This is a genomic window from Streptomyces sp. NPDC001858 (assembly GCF_053594615.1).
Genome location: NZ_JBSFEV010000022.1, coordinates 91,658 through 116,994, shown reverse-complemented (window position 1 = coordinate 116,994; position 25,337 = coordinate 91,658). Strand labels below are relative to the sequence as shown.

Annotated in this window: 23 protein-coding genes; 15 read left to right on the top strand and 8 right to left on the bottom strand. The window is 72.1% G+C overall.

The features are described from left to right. Positions 1 to 27: 27 nt before the first annotated feature. Positions 28 to 486, bottom strand: coding sequence for a MarR family winged helix-turn-helix transcriptional regulator (locus ACWCPF_RS27775; RefSeq protein WP_451047831.1), 459 nt, complete (start codon positions 484 to 486; stop codon positions 28 to 30). Between the two features lie 243 nt (positions 487 to 729). Beyond that, positions 730 to 2,106, bottom strand: a complete 1,377-nt coding sequence (locus tag ACWCPF_RS27770) for a mucin-1 (protein ID WP_451047830.1) — start codon at positions 2,104 to 2,106, stop codon at positions 730 to 732. 182 nt (positions 2,107 to 2,288) lie between these two features. Between ACWCPF_RS27770 and ACWCPF_RS27765 the strand changes: the two genes are divergently transcribed. The 4 genes from ACWCPF_RS27765 (at position 2,289) to ACWCPF_RS27750 (ending at position 6,737) form a co-directional block, all read left to right on the top strand. Next, positions 2,289 to 3,308: a LacI family DNA-binding transcriptional regulator gene (locus ACWCPF_RS27765; RefSeq protein ID WP_451047829.1), complete on the top strand. Its 1,020-nt coding sequence runs from the start codon at positions 2,289 to 2,291 to the stop codon at positions 3,306 to 3,308. Positions 3,309 to 3,431: 123 nt separating this feature from the next. After that, positions 3,432 to 4,778, top strand: a complete 1,347-nt coding sequence (locus tag ACWCPF_RS27760) for an ABC transporter substrate-binding protein (protein ID WP_451047828.1) — start codon at positions 3,432 to 3,434, stop codon at positions 4,776 to 4,778. A 70-nt stretch (positions 4,779 to 4,848) separates the two neighbouring features. Beyond that, a complete protein-coding gene (locus ACWCPF_RS27755; protein WP_451047827.1) occupies positions 4,849 to 5,874 on the top strand; it encodes a carbohydrate ABC transporter permease in 1,026 nt (341 codons plus the stop codon). A gap of 2 nt (positions 5,875 to 5,876) precedes the next feature. Then, positions 5,877 to 6,737: a carbohydrate ABC transporter permease gene (locus ACWCPF_RS27750; protein WP_451047826.1), complete on the top strand. Its 861-nt coding sequence runs from the start codon at positions 5,877 to 5,879 to the stop codon at positions 6,735 to 6,737. 34 nt (positions 6,738 to 6,771) lie between these two features. Here ACWCPF_RS27750 and ACWCPF_RS27745 read toward each other — a convergent pair whose 3' ends face one another. The 6 genes from ACWCPF_RS27745 to ACWCPF_RS27720 form a co-directional block, all read right to left on the bottom strand. Then, positions 6,772 to 7,188: a hypothetical protein gene (locus ACWCPF_RS27745; RefSeq protein WP_451047825.1), complete on the bottom strand. Its 417-nt coding sequence runs from the start codon at positions 7,186 to 7,188 to the stop codon at positions 6,772 to 6,774. Between the two features lie 159 nt (positions 7,189 to 7,347). Further along, positions 7,348 to 8,556, bottom strand: coding sequence for an ABC transporter substrate-binding protein (locus ACWCPF_RS27740; protein ID WP_451047824.1), 1,209 nt, complete (start codon positions 8,554 to 8,556; stop codon positions 7,348 to 7,350). A 25-nt stretch (positions 8,557 to 8,581) separates the two neighbouring features. Next, positions 8,582 to 11,146, bottom strand: a complete 2,565-nt coding sequence (locus ACWCPF_RS27735; protein WP_451047823.1) for an ATP-binding cassette domain-containing protein — start codon at positions 11,144 to 11,146, stop codon at positions 8,582 to 8,584. A gap of 12 nt (positions 11,147 to 11,158) precedes the next feature. Continuing rightward, entirely contained in the window at positions 11,159 to 12,028 is an 870-nt protein-coding gene (locus tag ACWCPF_RS27730; protein WP_451047822.1) for a branched-chain amino acid ABC transporter permease, read from the bottom strand. A 202-nt stretch (positions 12,029 to 12,230) separates the two neighbouring features. Then, positions 12,231 to 13,622 (bottom strand): FAD-dependent oxidoreductase, encoded by a 1,392-nt coding sequence (locus tag ACWCPF_RS27725; RefSeq protein ID WP_451047821.1) that lies wholly within the window; start codon positions 13,620 to 13,622, stop codon positions 12,231 to 12,233. Between the two features lie 199 nt (positions 13,623 to 13,821). Next, the gene (locus tag ACWCPF_RS27720; protein WP_451047820.1) at positions 13,822 to 14,919 is read right to left on the bottom strand and encodes an NAD(P)-dependent alcohol dehydrogenase; all 1,098 of its coding nucleotides are present in this window, start codon (positions 14,917 to 14,919) and stop codon (positions 13,822 to 13,824) included. Positions 14,920 to 14,980: 61 nt separating this feature from the next. Here ACWCPF_RS27720 and ACWCPF_RS27715 point away from each other — a divergent pair, with 61 nt between their 5' ends. The 11 genes from ACWCPF_RS27715 to ACWCPF_RS27665 all read left to right on the top strand — a co-directional run bounded on the left by ACWCPF_RS27715 (position 14,981) and on the right by ACWCPF_RS27665 (position 25,322). Next, a complete protein-coding gene (locus tag ACWCPF_RS27715) occupies positions 14,981 to 15,775 on the top strand; it encodes an SDR family NAD(P)-dependent oxidoreductase (RefSeq protein ID WP_451047819.1) in 795 nt (264 codons plus the stop codon). A 114-nt stretch (positions 15,776 to 15,889) separates the two neighbouring features. Continuing rightward, positions 15,890 to 17,068, top strand: coding sequence for an acyl-CoA dehydrogenase family protein (locus tag ACWCPF_RS27710; protein ID WP_451047818.1), 1,179 nt, complete (start codon positions 15,890 to 15,892; stop codon positions 17,066 to 17,068). A gap of 110 nt (positions 17,069 to 17,178) precedes the next feature. Continuing rightward, on the top strand, positions 17,179 to 17,967 hold the full coding sequence (locus ACWCPF_RS27705; protein WP_451047817.1) for an enoyl-CoA hydratase/isomerase family protein: 789 nt from the start codon (positions 17,179 to 17,181) through the stop codon (positions 17,965 to 17,967). Then, on the top strand, positions 17,952 to 18,368 hold the full coding sequence (locus ACWCPF_RS27700; protein WP_451047816.1) for a Zn-ribbon domain-containing OB-fold protein: 417 nt from the start codon (positions 17,952 to 17,954) through the stop codon (positions 18,366 to 18,368). Before ACWCPF_RS27705 ends, ACWCPF_RS27700 begins: the two co-directional genes overlap by 16 nt. Further along, positions 18,365 to 19,513 (top strand): thiolase family protein, encoded by a 1,149-nt coding sequence (locus ACWCPF_RS27695; RefSeq protein ID WP_451047815.1) that lies wholly within the window; start codon positions 18,365 to 18,367, stop codon positions 19,511 to 19,513. Before ACWCPF_RS27700 ends, ACWCPF_RS27695 begins: the two co-directional genes overlap by 4 nt. Positions 19,514 to 19,568: 55 nt before the next feature. Then, positions 19,569 to 20,780: an acyl-CoA dehydrogenase family protein gene (locus tag ACWCPF_RS27690; RefSeq protein ID WP_451047814.1), complete on the top strand. Its 1,212-nt coding sequence runs from the start codon at positions 19,569 to 19,571 to the stop codon at positions 20,778 to 20,780. Continuing rightward, positions 20,777 to 21,748 carry a phosphotransferase family protein gene (locus tag ACWCPF_RS27685; RefSeq protein ID WP_451047813.1) on the top strand — a complete coding sequence of 324 codons (972 nt, stop codon included), beginning with the start codon at positions 20,777 to 20,779 and terminating at the stop codon, positions 21,746 to 21,748. Before ACWCPF_RS27690 ends, ACWCPF_RS27685 begins: the two co-directional genes overlap by 4 nt. A 13-nt stretch (positions 21,749 to 21,761) precedes the next feature. Further along, positions 21,762 to 22,976, top strand: a complete 1,215-nt coding sequence (locus ACWCPF_RS27680) for an acyl-CoA dehydrogenase family protein (RefSeq protein WP_451047812.1) — start codon at positions 21,762 to 21,764, stop codon at positions 22,974 to 22,976. Then, entirely contained in the window at positions 22,973 to 23,749 is a 777-nt protein-coding gene (locus ACWCPF_RS27675; protein WP_451047811.1) for an SDR family oxidoreductase, read from the top strand. Before ACWCPF_RS27680 ends, ACWCPF_RS27675 begins: the two co-directional genes overlap by 4 nt. Then, positions 23,746 to 24,522: an SDR family NAD(P)-dependent oxidoreductase gene (locus ACWCPF_RS27670; protein ID WP_451047810.1), complete on the top strand. Its 777-nt coding sequence runs from the start codon at positions 23,746 to 23,748 to the stop codon at positions 24,520 to 24,522. Before ACWCPF_RS27675 ends, ACWCPF_RS27670 begins: the two co-directional genes overlap by 4 nt. Continuing rightward, positions 24,519 to 25,322: an enoyl-CoA hydratase/isomerase family protein gene (locus tag ACWCPF_RS27665; protein ID WP_451047809.1), complete on the top strand. Its 804-nt coding sequence runs from the start codon at positions 24,519 to 24,521 to the stop codon at positions 25,320 to 25,322. The genes ACWCPF_RS27670 and ACWCPF_RS27665 overlap by 4 nt, the downstream gene beginning before the upstream one ends. Positions 25,323 to 25,337 lie beyond the last annotated feature (15 nt).

Genomic DNA, 25,337 nt, shown 5'->3' with positions numbered 1-25,337 from the left:
CACCCCGGCGCGTGCCCTGACGCGCCCTCACTTCTGCGGAGCGGCCAGCGTCCGGGCGAGTTCCCACAGGTCGGGGATCGCGGCGATGATGCGCTCGGACGCCTCGGGCGGCAACTGCTCCAGCACCTCGATGATCGCCTTGTTGAGGCTCTCGTTCACCTCGTTGATCGCCGTGTGCATCTTGCCTGTGGGATGCAGCTCCACGAAGCGCTTGTCCCCGGGGTTGGTACGGCGTTCGATATAGCCGTCCCGGGTGAGCTGCGTGACCAGGGTGCTGACGTTGTTCGGCTGCATACGCAACGTGGTCGCGACGTCACGGACGCTGATGCCCGGCTGGCTCTCGACCAGGCGCAGCACCTCGACCTGGGCGAGCGGACGCCTGGTCTCGCCCATGGGCGGCGCCTGTCGCTGGTTCAGAACCCGGTGCAGCGTCCAGATCACTCGGATCAGCTGCACGGGGTGCTCTTGGCTGGGAAGCTCGCTCACTTCATCAGCGTACTTCTAGCCCTAGAGCTTTCGCTGCACCAGCGCCGGCAGTAGCCGGACCGGGCCCGGGGGCCCGGGGCGGCCCAGGAACCCCACGCCCGGCGGCTCCGGCTCCGGCTTCGGCTCCGACTCCGGCTCCGGCTTCGGCTTCGGCGAGACGATCGACGTCACCGAGTTCAATCCGCAAGGCATCGACCGGGAACTCCGCGCCTCGGCCCAGCGGTGACGGAGGGCGTCCGCCGATCAGGCCGCCGGCTGGTCGTGGACAGGGAGTTCCGGGTTGCCCGGCCAGACGGCGGACGCGTCGTCGCGGTGGGGGTCGGGCAGCCGGACCGGGCGGACCGGGACGACGTGTGCGCGGCCGTCCGTCACGGCCGTCCACGGGGCCGGGTGGCCGGAGTAGCTCAGGGTGGACACGACGAAGACGCCGTCGGCGTACACCTCCACGTACTCGCCGACGGTGAGGATGCGCAGGGCGGCCGCGGGTTCGGTCAGCGTCGCCTCGCCGAGCGGGACTCCGTCGAGCCCGGTGACCTTGATCTCCTTGCCGTCGCAGCCGACCACGAGGGCGGGGCGGCCGCCGCCGGGGGCCTCGGTGCGCAGGGTGACCTCGACGCTTCCGGAGATGCCGAGGTCGCCGACCGCGTGCAGGGCGGCCTCGTCGGTCTCCTCGCCGAGCCAGGCGTTCAGGCCCGGCCACCATTCCAGACGCGGCGCCGCGCCCGAGGGCGTGACCAGCAGTTTCGGCTGGGCGAGCATGCCCCGGCAGCGCTCGCCCGAGTCGGTGAGGCCGACCCGGCGCGGGGTGGTGTGCAGGACGACGCGGGAGCCGTCGGGCGCGGCGATGACCCGCGGGGCGTAGGAGCCGGTCGGGCCGAGCGGGCCGCGGCGGGTCCAGGGGCCGCGCAGGGCGGGCGCGGTCCACGCCTCGAAGCCCCGGCTCGCGCCGATGGAGCCGAGCAGCAGCCAGCTTCCGTCGTCGAGGCGTTCCAGGACCGGGCACTCCAGTTCGTCGACGTCGCCGGGTGAGATGAGCGGCGGGTGGACGGTCCAGTGCTCCAGGTCGTCGGAGGTGGCCCAGGCGACGCAGCCGCTGACCTCCACCGGCAAGGAGGCGTCACTCGCGCAGACGACCATCACCCAGCCGTCCGACGCGTCGTCACGGACGACGAACGGGTCGCGCCAGCCCATGTGTTCGCCGGTGCGGTACCAGCGCGGGTCGGCCTCGGCGACCGGCCCCGCGCCGTGGCGGCGCCAGCCGGTGCCGTCGGTGCGGTCGGAGTACGCGAGGCCGACGGACTGCAGCGGCCAGCCCTCAGGGGTGAGGCCGACGACGCCGGTGTAGAACATCGCCATCCCCTCGCCGCCGTGCCGGAAGGGGTGCATGGTCCAGACCGCCTGCTGGTCGAAGCGGCCGGGCAGACCGTTGCCGAAGGCGGTGCCCTGCGGCTGCCAGTGGACCAGGTCGGTCGAGGTGGCCCGGCCGTACGAGGTCTCCATGCGCAGATGGTCGAACTCCGTTGTCCACGGCCCCTGGAGGTGCAGTACCGCATACGTGCCGTACTCGTCCCGCAGCAGAGCGAAGTCGTTCACACAGAGGCCGGGCGGGGCGTATCGCATGGGCAGTTCCTGTCGGCTCACAGCGCCCAAACGCATGCGCTGAATGTTGATCTCTATCGGATCCCTTGAGGATCGGCCCAAGTAAATATGAACGCAAACGCTTGCGCAACGGCGGGCTCCGGTTTACGGTCACGTCACTCGCAGATCACACCGACGTGAAATCCCGACGGGAGGAAAGCCCTGTGACGGTCAGCATCAACGACGTCGCCAGCGCCGCAGGTGTCTCCGCGTCCACCGTGTCCCGCGCCCTGCGCGGCCGGGCGGGCGTGTCCGAGGAGGTACGGGCGCAGATCACGTCCGTCGCCGCCGCACTCGGCTACACCGCCTCGCGCTCGGCGTCCAGCCTGGCCAGCGGGCGCACGTTCACCATCGGGGTGATCGCCCCGTACATCGGCCGCTGGTTCTTCGGCACGGTGCTGGACGCGGCCGAGCAGGTGTTCAGCGCCGCCGGTTACGACGTCCTGCTCTACAACCTGGGCTCCCCGGAGACGCGCAAGCGCTTCTTCACCGGGATGCCCGCCCGTAAGCGCGTGGACGCCGTGCTGTCCCTGCTGATCCCCGAAGAGGACGAGGCCGCCGCGCTGCGCTCCCTCGGCGTGCCCCTGGCCACCACGGTCGGCGGAGCCCGCCCCGGCTTCACCGTCGTCGGCATCGACGACCGCGAGGGGACCCAGAGCGCCGTACGGCACCTGGTCAACCTCGGCCATCGCCGGATCGGCATGATCTCCGGATCCAGCGGTCCGCTGCACTGGACCACCCCCGTCGAGCGCCGCCAGGCGTACCTGGACGTCCTGGCCGACGCCGGCATCGAGCACGACCCGGCCCTGGAGGCGGACGGCGACTACACCGTCAAGGGCGGTGAACGCGCCATGACCGAACTGCTGGCCGCCGCCCGCCCGCCGACCGCCGTGTACGCCCAGTCCGACGAGATGGCGATGGGCGCCCTGCGCGCCCTGCGCCGGCACCGGCTGAAGGCGCCGGACGACGTGTCCGTCGTCGGCTTCGACGACCACGAACTGGCCGATGTGGTCGGGCTGACCACCGTCGCCCAGCCCGTCGCGGGCCAGGGCGCCGAGGCGGCCCGGCTGCTGCTGCGCCGGCTGGACGAGCCCGGCGCCGAACCGCCGGGGCACGTCCGGATGCCCACCCGCCTGATCCTGCGCGAGACGACCGCTCCACCGCATCCGCGCGGACCGCACTGACCCGCGGGCGCCCCGAACAGGGCGCCCGCACCCCGAACCCCACGCCGGACGGCGCCCCGCAGTCCGACGCCCCACCCTCGCCCAGCACTGACGCACGCACCGATGCACGAAAGGCACCGACCCATGAACGCCGGAAACAGAAGGTTCCGCCACGCGGCCTGCACGGGCCTGGCCCTCGCCCTGCCCCTGGCCGCACTCGCCGCCTGCGGCGGCAGCGGCAGCGGCACCGACGCCGCCGCCGAGTCCGGCAGCGGCACGGGCACCATCAGCGTCTGGGCCCACCAGGGCCAGAAGAGCGAGGACGCCGCGCTGCAGGCCGCGGTCACGTCCTTCAACTCCTCGCAGAGCAAGGTCAAGGTCGAGCTGAAGCTCATCCCGGCCAACGACTACACCAAGACCATCACCGCCACCGACGCCTCCAAGCTGCCGGACGTCGTGGAGTTCGACGGCCCGACCATGGCCAACTTCGTCTACAACAAGAAGCTCGCCCCGCTCGACGACTACGTGTCCGCCGCGACGCTCGGCAACGCCACCGACGCGATCAAGGCCCAGGGCGCGATAGGCAGCAAGCACTACGGCCTCGGCATGTACGACTCGGGCCTCGGCATCTACGGCAACAAGAAGCTGCTGGACGCGGCCGGGGTGAAGTACCCGACCGGCCTCTCCGACGCGTGGACGGCGGCGGAGTTCACCGACGCCCTCAAGGCGCTCAAGGCCAAGGACTCCGACGGCAAGACCCTCGACCTCCAGGAGGGCAACGGCTACGCGACCGAATGGGGCACCTACGGCTTCGCGCCCATCGTCTGGTCGGCGGGCGGCTCGCTGCTCAAGGACGGCAAGGCGGCCGGCGCCCTGGACACCCCAGCCGTCGTCTCGGCGATGAAGACCTTCCAGTCCTGGAAGACCTACGTCGACCCCAACACCGACGGCAACGCCTTCGCCAAGGGCCGCGTCCCGCTGAGCTGGGTCGGCCACTGGATGTACCCCACGTACAGCGAGGCCCTCGGCGACGACCTCGTCGTGCTGCCGCTGCCCGACTTCGGCAACGGCCCCAAGACCGGCCAGGGCTCCTGGCAGTGGGGCATCGGCGCCGGCACCAAGAACGCCAAGGCCGCCGGAGCCTTCCTCGACTCCCTCCTCGGCGACGCCAACATCACCGCGATGACCACGGCCAACGGCGCGGTCCCCGCCACGAAGTCCGCGCTCGCCAAGAGCCCGCTGTACAAGACCGGCGGCCCGCTCCAGCTCTTCGCCGACCAGCTCGCCAAGCCCTGCGGTGACACCGACATCAGCAAGTCCTGTGTCGCGGTCACCCGCCCGGTGACCGCCGGATACCCCACGGTCACCGCCAAGTTCAGCGAGGCCCTGAGCTCCGTCTACGGCGGCGCCGACCCGAAGAGCGCCCTGGAGAAGGCCGCCCGCGGCATCGACCAGGACTTCTCGGACAACGCCGGCTACCAGATCCCGTAGACCGCAGGACACATCGGCCGGGGCGGGCGCACACGAGGCGCGCCCGCCCCACCGGGAACAGGACCCACCCGTGAAATCTGTCGAAACGGCGCAGCCCGCGTCCTCGGCCAGGGAGCAGAACCCACCCGTGAACTCGGAGAACCCCGCCGGCTCCGGGCGACCCGCACGATCCACGACCCCGGGCCGACCGGCGCGCAGGAACCGCGACTGGATCCACGGGCTGGCCATGACCGGCCCCGCCCTCGTCGGACTCATCGCCTTCGTCGGCGTACCGTTCGGCTACGCCGTGGTGCTCTCCTTCTACAACGTGCGGCTCGGCTCCCCGCTGGCGCCCACCTTCTTCGGACTGGAGCAGTACCGGCGGCTGTTCACCGACCCCGACCTGTCCGGCCCGTTCCTGCGGGCCCTGTTCAACAACCTGACCTTCGCCGTGGTCGTCGTCCCGCTGCAGACGGGCCTCGCGCTCGCCCTGGCGATCCTGCTGAACCGCAAGCTGAAGGCGATCGGCCTGTTCAGGTCCCTCTTCTTCATGCCGGTCGTCTTCCCCATGGCGCTGGTCGCCGTCATCTGGCGGCTCATCCTCTCCCGCAGCGATCAGGGCATGCTCAACTCCGCACTGGACGCGGTGAGTTTCGGCAACTGGGGCGCCTTCGACTGGCTCGGCGACTCCATGACCGCGATGGCCTCGATCATCGTGCTGTCGGTGTGGCAGGGCGTCGGCTTCCAGATGGTCATCCTGCTGGCCGGACTCCAGCAGATACCCACCGAGCTCTACGAGGCGGCGCGCCTCGACCGCGCCACCCGCTGGCAGCAGTTCCGCCATGTCACCCTGCCCGGCATGCACGGCACCCTCGTCTTCGTCGCCATGCTCACCTCGGTGCTGTCCTTCCGGGTCTTCGACCAGGTGTACGTCCTGGTCAAGGGCGGCGGACTCGACGAGGACGCCACCCGCACCGTGATGTACCAGGCCGTCACCACCGCCTTCGACCAGAACAACATCGGCCAGGCGTCCGCGATCACCGTCGTCTTCTTCCTGATCGTCGTGGTCCTGACGCTCGTCCAGCGCCGAGTCGTCCGCCCCGGAAACGAGGACTGAGCATGAGTACGAGCATCAGTGCGGGGACGCCCCGCCCGCGACTGCGGCGCTTCCTCGACTACGCCGTGCTCAGTGTGCTGGCGTTCGTCTTCACCCTGCCGGTGATCTACCTGTTCCTGGGCAGCCTCAAGCCCTCCGACGAGGTGCTGAACGGGCTGTCCGGGTTCCTCCCCACCCATCTGTCCTTCGACAACTACGCCGCTGTGTTCGACGCGCTCAACTCCGACAGCACCGGCTACTTCTGGCGCTTCATGGGCGTCTCGCTGCTGCTGGCGTTCGTCGTGGTGACCGGCGGTCTGTTCGTCAACTCGATGGCGGCGTACGGACTGTCACGGCTGAAGTGGCGTGGCCGGGAGGCCGTCTTCACCCTCGTCCTGCTGCTGATGCTGGTCCCGTTCGAGTCGGTGGCCGTGCCGCTGTTCTACATGTTCAACGACCAGCGCAACACGCTTCTCGTCCAGGCGCTCCCGTTCATCGCCAACGCCTTCTCCGTCTACCAGTTCCACACGGTCTTCCGCTCGATCCCGCCGAGCATCGAGGAAGCCGCCCGTATCGACGGCGCAGGACCGTGGCGCACCTTCTTCGCCATCGTCGTCCCCATGTCGAAGCCGGCGTTCGCGTCCGTCGCGATCCTCACCTTCCTCACCCAGTGGGGCTCCTTCCTGTGGCCGGTCCTGATGGTCTCCGACCCCGCGGTCCGTCCGCTGCCGCTGGAGATGAGCGTCTTCCAGGGACAACTGCCGCCGGACTGGGGTCAGATCCTGGCCTTCGGCGTCCTTCTGGTCCTGCCCGTGCTGGTGGTGTTCGTCTTCTTCCAGCGCTGGTTCGTCCAGGGCGTGGCCAGCTCCGCGGTCAAGGGATGACAGGTGACAGGTCGGGCAGGACAGGGCGCCGGGTCTAACCGGCGGAGCACAGGCCGTTGATCGGGCAGAACATCACCCACGTGAAGTTGTAGCCGGTCCGTATGGTCACGGGATTCGGCGTGGGTCCGTCGTTCACGACGGACCCCGGGTCCGGGGTGGCCGTGAAGGTGACCGTGGTGCCGACCTCGAAGGTCGCGGTGCACGGGCCGGACGGGTACGGCTGCGGTTGCTCCTCCGCGTACGGGTCCCATGCCGTCGTATGGCAGTTGATCCCGGCGGGCTGGCTGGTGACGGTTCCGCCGCCCCAGCCGTCGGTGACCCACGCGGACAGTTGAGCGGTGGACTGAGCCTGAACCGGGGCTGCGGAGGCGATCGCGGCGGCCGTGGCGAACGCGGTGACGACTCCCGCCGCACGCCAGGCGCCCGTTCTGTTCTTCCTCGTCTTCCTCATGGGACGCTCCTCGGACCGGATCAGAGATCGACCCCTTCGACCAGCGTATTCGTCTCCCCGGGGACCTGCTACAGGAGGCGCGTCCGGCCGGCCCGGCATGCAGCGGCATGCCGGGCCGGCCGAACGGGCTCCTTCGCAGGAGTACGACGGGGAGAGCTCTCAGTCGCGGGCGGGCGGCGTGTAGAAGTCGCCGACGGACGTCCAGACGCCGTTCTTCACGACGACGCGCTGCACACTGCGCGTGCCGAGATGGTCGCTCGCGCTGAACTTCATCACCGGCGACACCCCGGGATCCACCGCGGACGCCTTCTCGTACGCCGCGGTGATGGCCTGTGAGGTGACCGGCCCCTTGACGGTCTTCGCGATCTCGGCGAACACCTTCGCGTTGCTCCAGCCCCACAGGGCGAGGAAGCCCGCGTCCTGACCGGGCTCGTACTTGGCCATCGCGGTCCGGAACTCCTGCACCGCGGGATCCGCGTCCGAGGGCGCCTTCACCAGTTGCACGGCCTTGAGGCCGTCGGCCGCGTCCTTCGCCAGCGCGACCGTCGACTCGGCGGCCACCGGGGCGTACGCGTACGTCGGCAGGGAGAGCCCCTGGAGCTTGGCCTCCTTGAGGAAGGCGGCCGCCTCGGGGGAGGTGAGGATCACGATCACCGCCTGGGTCTTCGCGGCCTTCACCTTGCTGATCACCGGTGTGTAGTCGGTGGTCTGGTACTTCACGGGCAGCCGCTCCACCTCCACCGACGGGTCGATCTTCTTCGCGACGGGCTCCACCTGCTCGGCCACGTTCACGAACGCGGCCGGGTCGCTGTGCACGACGAGGATCTTCTTCGCGCCGTCCTGCACCGCCCAGGCGGCGATCGCCGCGGCCTGGTCCTCGTAGAGGGTCTGGGTGCCGAACAGCCCGGCGCGCGGCGGCTCGTACCAGGACTCGGTGCCGCCCACCTCGTTGAGGACCGGCACCTTGGACTGATTGAGGACGAACGGGAAGGCCGCCTCCGCCTGCGCGGTGCCGTTCGCGTTGACGATGGCCACGACCTTGTCCTGGCCCACCAGCTCTCGGGCGATCTGCACGGTCTGCTGCGGGTCGGCCGCGTTGTCCTTGACGGTCCACTTGATCTTGCGGCCGTTGACGCCGCCCTGGGCGTTGAGCATCTTGAAGTACGCGTCGGCGCCCGCCCGCTCGGCCACGCCGTACGTGGCGGTCGCCCCCGTGAGCGGGAGCCACGCGCCGATGTGGATCTCGGACGAGCTGCCGCCGGCCGCCGCGGAGTCCTCACCGGCACAGGCGTTGGCCGTCAGCGCCACCACGGCCAGCACGGCCGTCGCTCCCGCTGCTCGGCGGAATCTTCTTATGGTCCGGAACACGGTCCACCTCGTTCACAACGGGAGTTCAGTTCAATGGGGAGGTCCGGGCGGAGGCCGCCACGGTGGGGGCGGCCGCCAGGCCGCCGCTGAAGTAGGCCGCTTCGGCCAGGGCCGCGAACTCGGGGTCGTCCGGCCGCCCGTGGGCCGCGACGACGCCCTCGTGCAGCACGGCCACCTCGTGGCACACCGACATGGCCCGGCTGAGCAGTTGTTCGAGCAGGACGACGGTCAGGCCGTCGTGGGCCAGCCGCGCCAGCCGGTCGTACACCTCGTCGACCAGAGCGGGCGCCAGCCCGAGCGCCGGTTCGTCGACGATCAGGACGTCCGGCCCGACGATCAGAGCCCGGGCGATCGCGAGCATCTGCTGCTCGCCGCCGGACAGCCCGCCGGCCGAGGCGGACATCCGGTCGCGCAACCGCACCGGGAGCCAGTCGACGGTTTCCTCCAGCCGTTCGCGCAGCGGCGCACCGGTGATGCCCGCCGCGTACGCCGCGACTTCGAGGTTCTCGCGCAGGGACAGCGTCTTGAACAGGGCCCGTCCCTCGGGCGCCAGGCTGGTGCGGACCACCCCGCCCGTCTCCCGGCCGCCGCGGGCCGGTGCGAGCGAGCCGTGCAGGATGCCGGCCAGCGTGCTCTTGCCCGCTCCGTTGGCTCCGGCGATGCCCAGCACGACCCCCTGGCGGACGTCGAGGTCGACGTCGCGCAGGGCGACCACGCCACCGTAGGTGTGGCCGACCCCGTGCAGCCGGATCATGCTCCGATCGCCGACGCGCTCGGGCGGCCGCGTCCGGCCGTCGACCGTCCCCAGGTACGACGACCGCACCTTCGGGTCCTCCAGAACGGTGTCCGGGGTGCCCTCGCCGATCGTGCGGCCGAAGTCGAAGGCGAGCACCCGGTGGGCGACGGAGAAGAGGTCGTCGAGGACGTGGTCGATGACGACCACGGCGGTGCCGTCGGCCTGCAGCCGCCTGATGTGCCCTGCCAGCAGGGCCCGTTCACTGGAGTCCAGACCGCCGAACGGCTCGTCCAGGACCAGCAGTTTCGGTTCCCCGGCCATCGCACGGGCCAGGTCGAGACGCTTCTGCAGACCGAACGGCAGCTCCCCGGGGCGGCGGTCGGCCAGCTCCGCGAGGCCGACGGAGTGCAGCAGCCGCGCGACCTCGGCCCGGTCCCGGGCGGTGATCCGGCGGCGGGTGCACAACACGTTCTCCGCGACGGTGAGTTCGGAGAACACCTCCGCGTGCTGAAACGTGCGGCCGATGCCCAGCCGCCGCCGCGCGGTCGCCCTGGCCTTCAGCAGCGGCCGGCCGGCGAAGTCGGCGGTCCCGCTCACCCGGCCGTTGCCCGTCAGCCCGGACAGCGCGTTCAACAGGGTCGTCTTTCCCGCCCCGTTGGGCCCGATGACCGCCAGGATCTCGTGCTGCCGCAGGGACAGCGAGGCGTCCTCCAGGGCCTTGAGCCCCCCGTAGGAGACCGACACATGCTCCAGGTGCAGGAGGACGGGGCCGTCGCCGGTGGCCTCGGACGCCGGGCGGGGCGACGCGATGGACGCGAGGTCGGCCGACGCTTCGGAGGGCGACGCCTCGGCGGGCGACGGCGACGGCACTTCGGCGTCCGGCCTTCGCAAGCCGCGCCGCAGGACGATCCGCGCGGGCCTGGCGAGGAACGGCACGACCCCGCCCGGCAGGAAGAGGAGCACCGCGATCAGCACGAGGCCCTGCACGACCGGCTGGGGCAGTCCGACGGCGGACGACAGCGAGGGGTTCCAGGTGAGATAGATCCCGCCGGCCACGGCCCCGACGACGGTCCCGACCCCGCCGAGCACACACGCCGCGATCAGCGAGATGCCCAGGGTCAGCGAGAACGGGTCCGGGCTGACGAACCCGGTGAGCAGCCCGAGCAGCACCCCCGCGAAGCAGGTGGCCGCCCCGCTCACCGCGAACGACAGCGCCGACTGCGCCTCCGGCGCGATGCCGATCGTACGGGCGGCCAGGGGGTGCGACTTGGCGGCCACCAGGCGCATCCGCAGCCCCGAGGCGGCGGCGGGCACGGCCAGCGCCAGCACCACGGCGGCCGCCCCGACCGCGAGGTACTGGGCGTCGGTGCCGCCGCCCGCGAGGGTGCCCAGGCCCAGCGCGCTGCGCAGCTGGATCACCGGCACCCCCTGGTCGCCGCCGGTCACGCTGCTCCAGCGGTTGATCAGCTCCAGGGTGACCGTGGTGAACGCGAGGGTCAGCAGGGCGATGTAGAGGACGGAGAACCTGGCGCCCGCGTACCCCAGGAAGGCGCCCAGGGCGGCCCCGGCGGCGACGGCGCACAGGACGACCGTCTCCAGGGACCAGTCGTGGCCGCTGCCGTACGCGGCGAAGTAGGCGCCGATGGCGAAGAAGGCGGGGTGGCCGACCGACCAGATGCCGGACCAGCCGGCCAGCAGGCCGACCGACAGCACGACGATCGTGTACACGGCCGCGAGCCCCACCGAGTACATCTGGTAGGCGGGGATCGCGCCGGCGGCCATGAACGCCATCAGCACCGCGCCGGCGGCCGGGCCCAGGGCGGCCCGCGCCAGGAGGGAACGGTTGAAGACCATGGATGCGACCCCTCAGACCCGTTGGAAGGTGCGGGTGCCGAACATTCCCTGCGGACGGATCAGCAGCACCAGCACGGTGAACGAGAACACGAACGTGTCCCGGAAGCTGGCGGAGGCGTAGTTCGCCGCCAGGTTGTCCAGGACGCCGATGGTCAGCCCGCCGAGGACAGCCCCGTACATGCTGGTCAGGCCGCCCAGGAAGATTCCCGCGAAGGCCCGGAACAGGGGCGCGACGAGCGCGGTGGGCACCAGGCCGGAACGCGGCGCGTACAGACAGGCGGCGAGTGCGGCCAGGCCCAGGCCGAGCGCCCAGGAGATCCGGGCCAGGCGCTGCGCGCTCAGCCCGACGACGCGGGCGGTGTCCGCGGACTCGGCCACCGCGCGCATCGCCGAGCCGAGCGTGGTGCGGGAGAACAGATACCCCACCAGCGCCATCGCGACGGCGGCGACGGCGATCGTCACCAGGCTCTGGACCGGCACGGCGGCGCCCGACCAGCGCACCGACCCGTCGACCAGACTGGGGAAGGCCTTGGGCTGGTCGCCCCAGATCGATCCGGCCACGCTCTCCGCGATCAGGGACACGCCCATCGTCACGACGAGCGCGGAGAACAACTGGCCCTGTCCCAACGGCCGGATCACCGTCTCGCGCACCACCAGGCCCGCCGCGATCGTGATCGTCACGGCGGCGAGGATGCCGACCACCGTGGCCACACCGCGGTCGTGCAGCGAGACCGCCACGTACAGGCCCAGGGTCGCGAGCGAGGCCATCGCGAAGTTCACGACGTCCGTGGCCCGATAGATGATCACCAGCCCGAGACCCATCAGGCCGTACACGGCTCCACTGGCCACCCCACTGACCAGGACAAGCAGGAACTGACTCACAGTCCCTCCCTCGGGGAAGAGCGCGTTCGCGCCACGCATGCGGAAAGCATGATCACCTCACGAACCATCGAGTTAAAGTGAACTCAATTCAGTAAGCTAGACACTGCGGTGCCGGACGGGCAAGCCTCGTGCACGGGATTTGTGCGGAGCGGCAGCCGAAGCCGACGGAAGCAGATGGAAGCCGACCGGAGCCGACCGGAGCTCAGCGGGCGAGGGCGGCCGGTGCCCCGGCGAGGGCGGTGCGTGCCGCCGTCAGGCCGAAGACCAGCGCGGGGGCGAGGCCGCCCGCGTAGGCGCGGCGGTAGAGGCCCCCGGCGTCGGCGCCGGCCGCGAGGAGGCCGGGCACCGGGCGCCGGCCACCCGGGTCCGTCGAGAGGACGTGTGTCGCGGCGTCGATCAGCAGGCCCCCGAAGGTGAACGTGATCGCCGGGGCCGCCTCTATGACGTAGAACGGCGGCTCGTCGAGCGGTCGACGGTCGAGCGGCCGACGGTCGAGCAGGCGGCCGGGTGTCGGCCCGCCGCTCGCTTCGGTCGCGCCGGCGCCGCCCACGGAGTCGTTGAACTCCTCGATGCGGTCGCGGATCGTCGCGCCGGGATAGCCCCATTCCTCGGGCATCGAGGCGAAGTCATCCAGGCTGTCGGCCACCGCGCTGCGGGCCCCGGCGCGGTGGCAGAGCTGGAACTTGTCCACGCCGGGGATGCCCTCCACGTACGAGGCGCTGATCCACTCGCGGTGCACCCGCGCGTCGGCGACCAGCAGACCGCGGGCCTCCGGCCGTTCCAGCAGCGCCATGGTGGTGAGATGGTCCCCGAGCGTCTCGTCGACGAAGCGCTCGCCCGTCGTGTCGAACAGCAGGGCGTGCTCGCTGTAGTAGAGCGCCAGGTCGACGAAGCGAGCCGGGTCGGCCAGCGAGACGCCCGCCGGCATCAGGTGCCCGTAGAACCCCGCGTCCTTCTTGCCGAAGGCCGCGCCCGCGGTGCGCCCGAGGGTCAGGCCGTCGCCCCGGCTGTGCGGGTTGGCCCGCAGCCCGATGTCCACGGCCCGAGGGTGCAGATGCTCGGCGCGCAGACTCGGATCCCCCTGGAAACCGCCGGTCGCGAGCAGGGTCCAGGCGGCCTCGACGCGGCGCAGCGATCCGTCCGGCAGGACGCACTCCGCCCCCTTGACGACGCCGTTCTCCATCACGAGGGAGCGCGTCCAGGTGTCGGTCAGCACTTCCTGGCCCCGCTCGCGGATCAACCGCTCGCAGGTGTCGAGGTAGTGGTTCGTGTCGACCTGGTGCCCACGGCCGAAGCCGAGCACGGGCACCGGCGGTCGGCAATCCACACCGAGCGACCGGATCCAGGAAACGCCGTCGGCGAACCCGTCCACCAGGGCGGTGGCCAGCTCCGGGTCGCCGTCCGGGTTGACCCGGCGCAGCTCCTCGACGGTCGGGGTCGTCCATACGAAACCGGCGAAGCGCGCGGAGCCGCCGGTGCGCTCCGCCTTCTCCACCAGCGCCACCGAGCCGCCCTGGGCGGCCACTTGGGCGGCGGCCGTCAGACCGGCCATGCCGCCGCCTATCACCAGCAGATCCACTGTCTCCGCATTCATAGCGGGTCCCACCGCCTTCGCATTGCCGAGTAGTGCGAGAAAACGCTAATTGAACTCACTTCTGGAGTCGAGAGGGTGGTCGGCAACGGGTACGGCAGTACGGGTTTCGGCCGGACGGGCGGGAGCGGCGCGAGAAGCGTGTCGATCGATCGGGCCGATCGGATCAGCCGCGCCGATCGGCCCGGTCGGACCGGTCGGGTCAGTCGGGGAGCAGGACCGCGCGCCCCCGGACCTCGCCGGAGCGGAGCCGCTCGACGGCCTCCGTCGCGCTCGACAGCCCGAACCGTTCGACGTCCACCTTCAGCACCCCTTCGCGCGCCAGGGCCACCACGGCCTCCAGTTCGGGCCGGGTCCCCCAGAACGGCAGCGAGACCCGCGTTCCCGGAGGGAGAGCGCCGGGTTTACGGACCTTCAGCTCCCCGCCGCCGCTGCCGACCACCGCCAGTTCCCCGCCCGCCCGCAGCACGGCCACCGCAAGCTCCAGGCTGGACCGGCTGCCGACGAAGTCGAGCACGGCCACCGCCCCGACTCCGCCCGTCCGGCCCCGCAGGACCGCCGCCGTGTCGGGTCGCAGCAGCGTGCCGAAGTGGGCCCCGCACTCGTCGGCCAGCGCGAGCGCCTCCTCCCGCACGTCCACGGCCAGTACCTGCGCGGTCGTCGTGGCGCGCAGGATCTGCACGGCCAGATGCCCCAGCCCGCCGACGCCGACGACGACCACGCCGGCGCCCGCCTCGTCGTCCAGCGCGCGGCGCACCGTGGCCACGGCGTGGTACGCGGTGAGCCCGGCGTCCGACAGGGGTGCGGCCTGGGTGGCGGCCAGGTCGCCGACCGGGACCAGCAGTCGTCCGGACGGGACGAGCAGCAGGTCGGCCATCCCGCCGTCGCGTCCGAGTCCCGCCCCGGTGCCGACGCGGTCCGCGTCCAGGGTCGCGCGCCGGTCGCAGTAGTTCTCCGCTCCGACCGTGCAGCGCGCACAGCTCCCGCAGCCCCAGGGGCCGTGGACGACGACGCGCGCGCCCACCGCGGGGCCGACGGCGAGCGGGCCGCGTTCCATCACCCGGCCCGCGACCTCGTGCCCGAGCGTGAACGGAAGCCGGTAGGGGAGATCGCCCGGCCGGGCGTCGATGACGTGAAGGTCCGAACGGCACAGGCCGGCCGCCTCCACCCGGATCAGCACCTCTTCGCCCGTGGGGGTGGGGCGCGGCACCTCGGTGAGGATCGGCGGACCGCCCCAGCGGGTCAGCCGCAGCGCTCTTGTCGCGTCCGTCGTCGCGTGCGTTGACCGGTCTGTTGACATACGTGAGACAGTAACAAAAATGAAGTCAGTTCAGTAACTGATTGCGGGGTGGTGACCGTGCATGGACGGTGAGCACACGGGGCGTTTCGACGGGCGGATCGCGCTGGTCACCGGCGCGGGATCCGGCATCGGCGCGGCGGTCGTCCGGCGACTGTGCGCGCAGGGCGCCGAGGTCTTCGCCGTGGACGTCGACGGCCCGGCGGCGCAGGCCGTCGCGAAGGAGGTGCCGGGAGCGCACCCCCTGACCGTCGACGTGGCCGAACCGGCGCAGGTCGACGAAGCCTTCGAGGAGGTCGTACGGCGGCACGGGCGGCTCGACATCGTCGTGCACGCGGCCGGAGTCGACGACCCCACGGCCAAGGAGTGGATCGCCGAGGCCCTGGTGGCGGACCGGCCGCCGGAGGTGACGGGGCGGCTGGGCGACGACGCCTGGCGGCGCGTCATGCGCGTCAACCTGGACGGCGCCTTCCACGTCCTGCGTGCCGCCCTGCGGGTCATGGCGCCGCACCGGTCCGGAGCCGTCGTCACCGTCGGCTCCTCCTCGGCCTTCGACGCCCAGGCCGGCTATCCGCACTACGCGGCCTCCAAGGCGGGTGTCCATGCGCTCAGCCAGTCGGTCGCCAAGGAGGCGATCGCGTTCGGCGTCCGCGTCAACACGGTCGCTCCGGGGCCGACGGAGACGGGCATGGCCGCTCGGACCCCCGCGGCCCTGCGCAGCGGCTTCGCCGATCCGCGGGTCCGCCCCTACGCGACGCCGGAGGAGATCGCCGACATCGCGCTGTTCCTGGCCGGCGACGAGGCCGCGAACCTCGTCGGGGCGGTGCTGTTGGCCAACGGCGGGCGGTTCACGGTGTGAGGGTCCCCCTGGCGTGTGCCGGCTGCGGGCCGTCCGTGGCCGGTCGCGCCCCGCGGCGCAACCGCGGACCGAAGGATCCCCGCGCCCCTGGCGGTACAACCGAGGGAGGATTGGATGTTCCGGCTCGATGCCGATCCCGGGCTGCTGCTCGAGACCGAAGAGCGGCGCGAACTGCGCACGGTCCTACGGGACTTGCTCACCGACAGCGGCGGGACCGAAGAAGTGCGCAGGCAGGCCGAGAGCCCGCGCGGATACGACCGGGAGCTCTGGGACCGGCTCGCGGGCGAGATCGGTGTGCACGGGCTCGCCGTGCCCGAGGAGTACGGCGGCGCGGGCTACACCTTCGCCGAACTCGCCGTGGCACTGGAGGAGACCGGCCGCGCGCTGTGCCCCGCACCGCTGCTGAGCACCGTCGTCCTCGCCGGACACGCCCTGCTGGAGAGCGGCGACCGGCAGGCGTGTGCGCGCTGGCTGCCGGGCATCGCCGGCGGTGCGCGCACGGCGACGGTCGCCGGATTCCTGCAGCCCGCCGACGTCACGGCGGAGCGCGGCCCGGACGGCTGGGTGCTGCGCGGAGACGCCGACTTCGTGCCCGACGGAGCGGGCGCCGAACTGCTGCTGGTCGCGGCCCGCGCGCCGGACGGGAAGCGGCTGTTCGCCTGCGAGCCGGACGGCGCGACCTGCGACCGCACGGCTCGCCGGGTTCTCGACCCCACCCGCCGCCAGGCGCTCGTCCGCTTCCGGGCGGCTCCGGCCGAGCCGGTCGGCGAGCCCGGACCGGCGGCGGAGGAGGTCGTCGATGCCGTCCTCGACGCCGGGCGGGTGGCGCTGGCGGCCGAGCACGTCGGCGGCAGTGCGCACGCCCTGGACGCCGTACTCGCCCATGTCTCCCGGCGGACCCAGTTCGGCCGGGCCATCGGCTCGTTCCAGGCGGTCAAGCACCGGCTGGCCGATCTGCTCGTCGCGGTCGAGGGCGCGCGGTCGGCGTCGGCGTATGCGAGCGCCTGCCTCGCCTCGCGGGCCGGCGAACTGCCCGTGGCGGCGAGCGCGGCGGCGGTGGCCTGCACCGGCGCCTATCGGCTGGCCACCACGGAATACGTCCAGCTCCACGGCGGGATCGGCTTCACCTGGGAGCATCCGGCCCATCTGTATGTGCGCCGGGCCCGGGCCGACGAAGCGCTGTTCGGCACGGCGGACGACCATCGCCTGCGGCTGGCCGGCCTGCTCGGCCTCACCGGCGGCAGCGGCCTCGCCCGCACCGGCCGCAGCGGCAGCATCGACCGTACCGACTGACCGGTCGCGGTTCTGCCCGTCGGGTGGCGCAACCACCCCGTCCCAGTCCATTGACACGGGCCATCACTGGCCACAGAATCGAACTCAATTCAGTTCAGTTTGGAGGACTCATGGCAGTCGAAGACGAGATCCAGTTCGAGCGGGACGGTCATGTCGCGCGGGTCTGGCTGAACCGCCCGCACAAGAAGAACTGCGTGACCGTGCCGATCCTGAACCGGCTGGACGAGATCATCACCGAGGTCGACGCGGACCCCGAACTGCGTGTGCTGGTGCTGCGGGGGCGCGGCAACACCTTCTGCTCCGGGTTCGACCTGGACAGCCTCAAGGCCGACTTCATCGGCAGCTCCACCGCCATCGACGTCGCCGTGCTGTCGGCGAAGGTCTGCGACCGGCTCTACTCGATGAAGACCCCGTCGATCGCAGTCCTCGAAGGCCATGTCACCGCGGGCGGCTTCGAGCTGATGATCTCCTGCGACTTCGCGATCGCCGCGGACGACGCCCTGATCGGGGACTTCCACATCCGGCGCGCGCTGTTCGGCGGCGCCGGGCCGATCTACCGGGTGCCGCGCATGATCGGCGTCCGCAAGACGAAGGAGCTGATGCTCACCGGCAAGCTGCTCACCGGGGTCGAGGCCGCGGAGTTCGGTCTCATCAATTCCTCGGCGCCCGCGGACAAGCTCGACGCGACCGTCGAGGAGTTCGCCGACCAGCTCATCGACAAGAGCCCGTTCACCATGTGGATCACCAAGATGACCATCGACCGCAGCCTCGACGCCGACATCCAGTCGCTGATGGTCATGGAGCACCTCGCGGTCGGCGTGATGCTCAACTCCGAGGACGCGGCGGAGGGCGTGGCGGCGTTCCTGGAGAAGCGGGAGCCGCAGTGGAAGGGTCGCTGACCCGCGGGCCGGAGACCGGGAGCCGCCTGCGCGGCTCCCGGTGCGCCGACTGCGCGGTGGCCGCCTACCCCGCCCAGCCGGCGTGTCCGCGCTGCGGCGGGCCGGCCGAGCCGGTCCTGCTCTCCGCCGCCGGCACGCTGTGGACCTGGACCGCGCAGCGCTACGCGCCCAAGTCGCCGCCGTACCTCCCGCCCGCCGCCGGATTCGCGCCGTTCACCGTCGGCTACGTCGAACTGCCGGAGGGCGTACGGGTGTTGGCGGTCCTCGACATCCGGCCCGAGGACGCCGAAATCGGCATGCCGGTGACCATCACGGCGGGGGACGGCGTCCCCAGGGCCACCGGAGCGGCCGGAGTCGCCGGAGCCGTCGGAGCGGCCGGAGTCGCCGGAGCCGCCGTATGAGCGACGAGGAAGTACTCGTCTGCGGTGCCGGGATCACCTCCTTCGCCCGTACGGAGGCCGACGGCCGGCAGCTGGCCGTGCAGGCCGTGCGCGCCGCGCTGGCCGACGCCGGACTGCCGTGGTCACGGGTGCGGGCCGCCTACGGCGGCAGCGACGCGGCCGGCAACGCCGACACCCTGGTCGCCGAACTCGGTCTGACCGGAGTGCCGTTCACCAATGTGCGCAACGGCTGCGCGACCGGCGGCAGCGCCCTGGTCGCGGCCACGCATGCGATCCGTTCCGGCGCGGCGGACGTGGCCCTCGCCGTCGGCTTCGACAAGCACCCGCGCGGCGCCTTCGACCCCCGGCCCGCGGACTGGGGGCTCGACGAGGCCTACGGCCGCGACGGGCTGATGGTGACCACCCAGTTCTTCGCCATGAAGATCCAGCGGTACATGTACGACCACGGCATCAGCGCCCGCACCCTCGCGCTGGTCGCCGAGAAGGCGTACGCCAACGGCGTGCTCAACCCGCACGCCTGGCGCCGCAAACCGCTCGACGCGGACGAGATCCTGGCGTCCGGCACGGTCAACGACCCGCTGACCCGGTACATGTTCTGCTCGCCCGGCCAGGGCGCCGTCGCCCTGATCCTGTGCAACCGGGCGGTGGCCCGCGAGCTCGACGCCACGCCGGTCGCGCTGCGGGCGGCGGTCGTACGGACCCGCCGGTTCGGCTCCTTCGAGGTGTTCAGCCCGTGGGCGCCGCCGGGAACGCCGACGAGCGTGACCGCGGACGCCGCGCAACACGCCTTCGAGGAGGCCGGGTTGGGGCCGCGCGACATCGACGTGTGCCAGCTGCAGGACACCGAGAGCGGGGCCGAGGTGATGCACATGGCCGAGTGCGGGTTCTGCGAGCACGGCGAGCAGGAGTCGCTCATCCCGTTCGGGGCGACCAGGATCGACGGCTTGCTCCCGGTCAACACCGACGGCGGCTGCATCGCCAACGGCGAGCCCATCGGCGCGTCCGGACTGCGCCAGGTCCACGAGGTCGTGCAGCAGTTGCGCGGCCGGGCCGGCGAACGGCAGGTGCCGGGGGACCCGTCGACCGGCTTCACCCATGTGTACGGGGCGCCGGGCGTCAGCGCCTGCACCGTACTGACCCGTTGAGAGCCCGCCGAGATCTCCGTCGAGATCCGTTGGGGGTCCGTTCGAAAGGAGGATCATGGACGGCATACCCGCACCGGACGACTTCCGCGCCGAGGCCCGGCGCTGGCTGAAGGGCGTGGCGACAGCGCGCGCCGCAGATCGTGAGTGGGGCCGCGGCGACGACTCGGTGGCCGTCTTCGAGAACTGGACCGAGGCCGAGGAACGCGCCCACACGGACCGGGCCCGGGACTGGGAACGCACCCGTCACGACCAGGGCTGGGGCGCGCTCGCCTGGCCCCCGGAGTACGGCGGCCGTGAACTGCCCGCCCACTACGAGCAGTTGTACCGGACCGAGGAGTCCGCCTTCGACGTACCGAGGCGCACCGAGGTCTTCCCGGTCACCCAGCAACTCGTCGCCCCCGCCATCCGCAGCTGGGGGACGGACGAGCAGAAGGCGCGCTGGCTGCGCCCCATGCTCCGCACCGACGAACTCGCCTGTCAGCTGTTCTCGGAGACCGAGGCCGGCTCCGATCTCGCCGCCGTCCGCACCCGGGCCGTGCGGGAGGGCGACGGCTGGATCCTGAACGGCCACAAGATCTGGACCTCCGGGGCCCGCGTCGCCACCTGGGGTGTGGCCGTCTGCCGCACCGATTCCGCTGTGCCCAAGCACGCGGGCATCACGGTCTTCCTGGTCCGGATGGACGCGCCGGGCGTGACCGTCCGGCCCATCCGGCAGATGACCGGCGGCGCCAGCTTCAACGAGGTGTATCTGGACGACGTCCACGTGCCCGACACCGACCGGCTCGGCCCCGTCGGCGAGGGCTGGCGGGTCACGCTCACCGTGCTCGCGGCGGAACGCCTCGACTCCGGCGGACTGGGGCTGGACAACGCCGAGCGCGCCCTCGACCTCGCCCGGCACCTGCCCCGCCCGCTCACCGACGGGGAGCGGCTGCAGGCGGCCGACCTGGTCGTCCACACCCTCGTCCAACGGCTCACCGGACTGCGTGTGACATCGGCGCTGGCGGCCGGCCGCGCACCGGGCGCCGAGGCCTCCGTCGGCAAGCTCCACGCCACCGCGACCATGCGCGCCACCACCGACCTCGTCCAGCAACTCCTCGGACCGCGCCTCGCCGCCGACACGGGGGAGTGGGGCGCCTTCGCCTGGACCGAGCACCTGCTCGGCGCTCCCGGCTACCGCATCGCCGGCGGCAGCGACGAGATCCAGCGCAACATCCTCGCCGAGCGGGTGCTGGGACTGCCCAAGGAACCGAAGGGGGCGGGGAGTTGAGCACCGCCACCGAGGTCGCCGAACTCACCCGCCGGGTCCGCGGGCAGCTCGCCGCACGCCATCCGGGCGCCCCGCTCGGCGACCTGCGCACGCTGCCCGGCGGCCACTCGGGACTGACCTACTCCATCACGGCGGGACCGGTCTCGTACGTCGTCAAGGCGGTGCCGCCGGGCCGGCGGCCCATCGGGCGCGACGACGTGCTGCGCCAGGCCCGGATCCTGCGCGCGCTCGCCGGATCACCGGTCCCCGTGCCGGGCGTCGTCGCCGTCGACGAAGCCGAACCGGCCTGGTTCGCCATGGAGTTCGTCGACGGCGAGGCGATCGAACCCGTCCTCGACGAGCACCGGCTCGACCCCGCGCTCTGCCGCACCCGGATGCTGGTCCTGGCCGACGTACTCCGCGACCTGCACGCCACCAAGAGCCCTCAGACCGATGAACTCCTGGATCGGGAAGGCGAGTTGGACCGCTGGAGCCGCACCATGCGCGCGGTCCCGCCCGAACTCCGCCCCGGGGCCGAGGACGTGCTGGCCGCCCTGGCCGCGCGCCTTCCGGAACCGGTCGCGCCCACCCTCACCCACGGCGACTTCCGGCTCGGCAACGCCCTGTTCGCGGGCGCCCGACCGGCCGCCGTCGTCGACTGGGAGATCTGGGGCCACGGCGATCCCCGCATCGATCTCGCGTGGTTCCTCCTCTTCGCCGACCACCGCAACTTCCCCCGGCTCGGCCGTGCCGTCCCCGGCCTGCCCACCGAGGAGGAGCTGCTCGCCGCCTACCTCGACGGAGACCCCGAACCCCCCGCCTTCGACTGGTTCCGTGCCCTGGCCCGCACCAAGATGGCCGCGATCATGGGCCACAACCTGCGCCGGCACCGCGAGGGCAAGCACCACGACCCCGACCAGGAGCGGCTGCCGCCGACCATCGCGGCGATGATCCGCGCGGCCCGCGACGTCCTCGCCCGACGGCCCTGAAGGAGCGCCACTCATGGATTTCGCACTCTCCCCGAGGGCCGACGAACTCCGCTCGCGCATGGCCGCGTTCATGACGGAGTACGTCATGCCCGCCGAGCCCGTCTACGACCGGCAGCTCGCCGAAGCGGACGATCCCCATGAACTACCGCCCGTCATGCGGGAGTTGAAGGAGAAGGCGCGCGCCGAGGGCCTGTGGAACCTCTTCCTCGCGCACGGCGACTGGGGCGCCGGCCTCACCAACCTCGAATACGCCCCCCTCGCCGAACTGGCCGGCCGGTCCGTGATCGGACCGGAGGTTTTCAACTGCTCCGCACCCGACACCGGCAACATGGAACTGCTCGCCCTCTTCGGCACCCCCGAGCAGCAGGACCGCTGGCTGCGGCCCCTGCTCGCCGCCGAGATCAGATCCTGCTTCGCCATGACCGAGCCCGAGGTGGCCAGCTCCGACGCGCGCAACATCCGCACCCGGATCACCCGGGACGGCGACGAGTACGTCGTCGACGGCCACAAGTGGTACACGTCCGGGATCCTCGATCCGGACTGCCGGATGATCATCCTGATGGGCGTCACCGACCCGGACGCGCCGACGTACCGGCAGCAGAGCATGCTGCTGATCCCGCGCGACACCCCCGGCATCACGATCCTCCGCGATCTGCCGATGTTCGGCTACACCGACCGCTGCGGCCACGGCGACGTGCTCTTCGAGAACGTACGGGTGCCTGCGTCGGCGCTGCTGGGCGGCGAGGGCGACGGATTCGCCCTCGCGCAGGGGCGGTTGGGGCCCGGCCGCATGCATTACGCCATGCGGGCGGTCGGATTCGCCGAACGGGCCCTGGAGTTGATGTGCCGACGGACCCTGACCCGCACCGCCTTCGGCGGTCCGCTCGCCGAACGGGGCGTGGTGCGCGAGTGGATCGCCCGCAGCCGGATCGAGATCGAGCAACTGCGGCTGCTGGTCCTCAAGTCGGCCTGGCTGATGGACACCTCGGGCAACGCGGCCGCCCGCACCGAGGTCGCCGCGATCAAGGTGGCCGCCCTGGAGGTGGCCCACCGGGTCGTCGACCGGGCGGTACAGGCGCACGGGGCCGCAGGGGTGAGCGACGACACCGTACTGGCCCGGCTGTACGCGATCACCAGGGCGCTGCGGATCGCCGACGGACCGGACGAGGTCCATCTGCGGACGGTCGCCCGGCGCGAACTGGCCAAGTACCCGGAGGAGTCGGCGTGAGCACACAGGCACTGAGCGGGCGGGTCGCCGTGATCACCGGCGGTTCCCGGGGCATCGGACTCGGGATCGCCAAGGCGTACCGGGAAGCGGGCGCCCATGTGGTGATCGCCGCCCGCAAACCGGACGGACTCGCCGCCGCACGCGAGGAGTTGCTGCGCGTCAAGGGCGACGGCGAGGTCCACGAGACGGTCGCCAACGCGGGCGAGCCGGCCGACGCCGAGGCTTGCGTCGAGGAGACCATGGCCCGCCTCGGACGCCTCGACGTCCTGGTCAACAACGCGGCCACCAACCCCTACATGGGCGATCTCCTCGACCTCGACCTGCCGCGCGCGGAGAAGACCGTGCGGGTCAACCAGTACGGCATGATCGCCTGGACCCGGTGTGCCTGGCGCGCGTGGATGCGCGAGCACGGGGGAGCGGTCGTCAACATCGCCTCCGTCGGCGGACTGATCGTCGACCCCCACATCGGCTGGTACAACGCCACCAAGGCGGCCATGCTGCACATGACCCGCCAACTCGCCTACGAACTCGGCCCGATGGCCCGCGTGAACGCGATCGCGCCCGGATTGATCAAGACCGAGCTCGCCCGGGCCGTCTGGGAGCCGAGAGAGCCCATCCTGACCGCGAAGCTGCCGCTGCGCCGACTCGGGACGGTGGAGGACGTCGCGCACGCGGCCCTCTTCCTGGCCTCCGACGCCTCGTCCTGGATGACGGGGCAGACGCTGGTCCTGGACGGCGGGGCGACCGTGCTGCCGATCGGGGTGGAGGGATGAGCCACGCGATCACGGACCTGTTCTCGCTGGACGGCCGGACCGCCGTGGTCACCGGGGCGTCGTCCGGGCTCGGGGCCCGGTTCGCCACGGTGCTCGCGTCGGCCGGCGCCACCGTCCTCGCCGCCGCCCGGCGACCGGACAAGCTCAAGGAACTCGCCGACGGCGACCCGCGCATCCACCCCGTCGTCTGCGACGTCTCGCGCGGCGAGGACCGGGTGCGGCTGATGGAGACGGCGCTCGACGAGACCGGCCGGATCGACGTCCTCGTCAACAACGCCGGCGCGCCCGGCGCCGTACGCGCCGAGGACGAGAGCGCCGACGACTTCGCGGACGTGCTGGCCGTGAATCTCGTGGCGCCCTTTCACCTCGCGCGGCTGCTGGCGGAGGTGCCGGCGCACGACCACGGCCGTCCGACGCGATCGGTCGTGAACGTCTCCTCCGTCCTGGGCCTGGTCTCCGGCGCCCCGCTGGGCGGAGCGGCCTACGCGGCCTCCAAGGCCGGGCTCGTCGGGCTGACCCGGGAACTGGCGGGTCAGTGGGGAAGGTCGGGGGTGCGGGTCAACGCGCTCGCGCCCGGCTGGTTCCGCTCGGAGATGACCGACGAGTTGTTCGCCGACGAGCGCTCCCGCCGCTGGGTCGAGCGGGGCACGATGCTGGGGCGCGGCGGGGAGCCGGGGGAGCTGGACGGGGCGCTGCTCTATCTGGCCTCGGACGCGTCCTCGTACTGCACCGGGCACGTGCTCACCGTGGACGGCGGATGGACGGCGCGATGAGGGTCACGGTCGAGATCGACGGCGACGGGCTGGCCCGGGTCGAGATGTGCCGCGGTGCCGGCAACGCCATCGATCTGGCGATGGCCCGGTCGCTGCTGGACGCCGCCCGGGAGTGCGAGAAGGAGCGGGTGCGGGCGGTGCTGCTCACCGGTCGGGGCCGGTCCTTCTGCGTCGGCGGCGATCTGAAGGAGTTCGCCGCCCTGCCTCCGGAACGCCTGGCCGGGCATCTCACCGACGTCACCGACGCGCTCCACGGGGCGCTGCGGATCCTCGCCGGGCTGGACGCGCCGCTGGTGGTCGCCGTGCGGGGGGCCGTCGCGGGCGCCGGGCTGGGGCTCGTGGCGGCGGCGGACGTGAGCCTCGCGGCGACCGACGCGGGCTTCACGGCCGCGTACACCGCGATCGGGTACACGCCGGACGCCGGGGTCAGCTGGTCCCTGCCCCGGCTCGTCGGACCGCGGCGGGCCGTGGACCTGCTGCTGACCAACCGGCGCGTGCCCGCCGCCGAGGCACTGCAGCTGGGCCTCGTCGGCCGGGTCGTCGCGCCGGAGCGGCTGGACGAGGAAGCCGCACGGGTGGCGGGCGAGCTGGCGCGCGGCGCGACGGAGGCGTACGGGGCGACCCGGCGGCTGGTCGGGCAGGCGGCAGCCGACACCCTCGACGAACACCTCGACGCGGAGGCCCGCAGGCTGGCCGCCGCCGCAGTGTCCGGGGAGGGCCGGGAAGGCGTGGCGGCGTTCCTCGCCGGACGCCGGCCCGACTTCGCGGGAACCCGCGCCTCACGGTCGGACGGCCGGTGAGGGCTCCGGACGATC